Source organism: Mesorhizobium sp. M7A.F.Ca.US.006.04.2.1, from assembly GCF_004022915.1.
In the GTDB taxonomy this organism is placed as follows: Bacteria; Pseudomonadota; Alphaproteobacteria; order Rhizobiales; family Rhizobiaceae; genus Mesorhizobium; species Mesorhizobium ciceri.
This window is the reverse complement of record NZ_RZQA01001168.1, coordinates 1-1,486: the sequence shown is the minus strand read 5'-3', so window position 1 is coordinate 1,486 and position 1,486 is coordinate 1. Positions and strand designations below refer to the sequence as shown.

Genomic DNA, 1,486 nt, shown 5'->3' with positions numbered 1-1,486 from the left:
CCTCGGCCAAGATGATGGCGCACGCCTGGCTCGTCACCGCGCTCAACCCGAAAAGCATCACGTTCTTCGTTGCTTTCCTGCCGCAGTTCCTCGACCGGCACGCCGATTTCTGGACGCAGATGCTGATCTTCGAGACGACCTTCCTGGCGCTCGCCTTCGCCAATGCCTTCGGCTATGCGCTGATCGCGGCACGCGCACGCAACGTGGTGCGCAATCCCAAGGCGATCCGCATCTTCAACCGCACCGGCGGTACGCTGCTGGTCGGCGCCGGCATCGCCACGGTGGCGATGCGTTCCAGCAATTAAGCTGTCTTTTTGATCATGATCCCGAAACTGGTTTTCGGGATCATGACCGGCCTTACCATTTGACGCTGAAGCCCAGATTGCCTTCGAGGATCCGACGCTTGTCGCCACCGAGATTGGTGGTGTAGTCGCCGGTGGCGAAGATGCTGACCTTGTCCGTCACCTTGGCAATCACGCCGCCGCCGAACTCGAACGAGGTCGATCTGCCCTCGGTCGAGATGTCGGTGGTGTCGAAATTGACATGGCTGGTGCCGCCGAAATCGTGCCAGATGTTGGCCTTGAGATACGGCTGCAGCGCCATGCCATTGATCGCTGTTTCGCCTTGCAGCCGTGCGCCGAGCCGGCCGGTCACGCTGCCGTCCGTATCGAAGGAAACCGAAGCAAAGCGGTCCGACGCATCGTCGAGCGACAATTGCTGCCAGACCAGTTGCGCCTGCGGTTCAAGCGTCCAGCCTTGCGCCAGCGCGATGGGATAGCCGCCTTCCAGCGAAGCGGTGACGCCGGTCCCGCCGACGTCGATGCCAATGTCGCGCGACGATGTTGCGTTGCCGCCGAAGAAGGTGGCCATGAGGACGCCGTCCAGGTACCAGCCACCCTGACCGATCCGGGTCCAGTAGCCGCCGATACTGGTGCCGTTGATATCCATGCTGCCGACGGACAGATTGTCCCTGCCCAGCGCCTGGCCGCGCACGTCGCCATTCATGCTGGCATAGGCGACGAACAGGCCGGCGCGATCGGTCTGGCCCGACGCGGTTTCGCGGCCGAACAGATCGAAGCCCGCCTGGAGGCCGAACAGGGTGCCGTCAAAGGACGGCGACACCGTTCCTGAATAGGCCATTTTGCTGTCCTGACCGAAGATGCGGCCCCAGACCGGCGACAGCTCGGTGTTCGACAACAGGCTCTGCTCGCCGCGCCGTTCGTGGAATGTGCCGAGCGTCGTCATCGCCAGATGTTCGGCGACCGGCGGCAAGGCCGAATAGACCGGAACCTCGATGCGATAGAGCAGGATTTCCTCGCCCGCCGCCGCTGTCGGCAGGTCGGGCACCTCAGTTGGCACCACCGGCCGCGGCGGGGGCGGATCCGCCACTGGTGCCGGTGGTGGTGGCGGTGGTGTCGCGGGCGGCGGATCGGCCGGCACGACCGGCGGCGCCGGATCAACCGGATCGGGATCGCCGGGGGTGGAT

The 1,486-nt window shown here is 64.5% G+C and carries 2 protein-coding genes; one reads left to right on the top strand and one right to left on the bottom strand.

All coding sequences use genetic code 11. The features are described 5' to 3' along the window. The coding region (locus tag EN925_RS35460; protein ID WP_164894647.1) for a LysE family transporter at window positions 1–305 on the top strand (305 nt) is incomplete at its 5' end. A 52-nt stretch (window positions 306–357) separates the two neighbouring features. On the opposite strand, the gene EN925_RS35455 is transcribed toward EN925_RS35460, so the two are convergent. Further along, window positions 358–1,486: autotransporter outer membrane beta-barrel domain-containing protein (locus EN925_RS35455; protein ID WP_128337345.1), on the bottom strand; the 1,129-nt coding region annotated here is incomplete at its 5' end.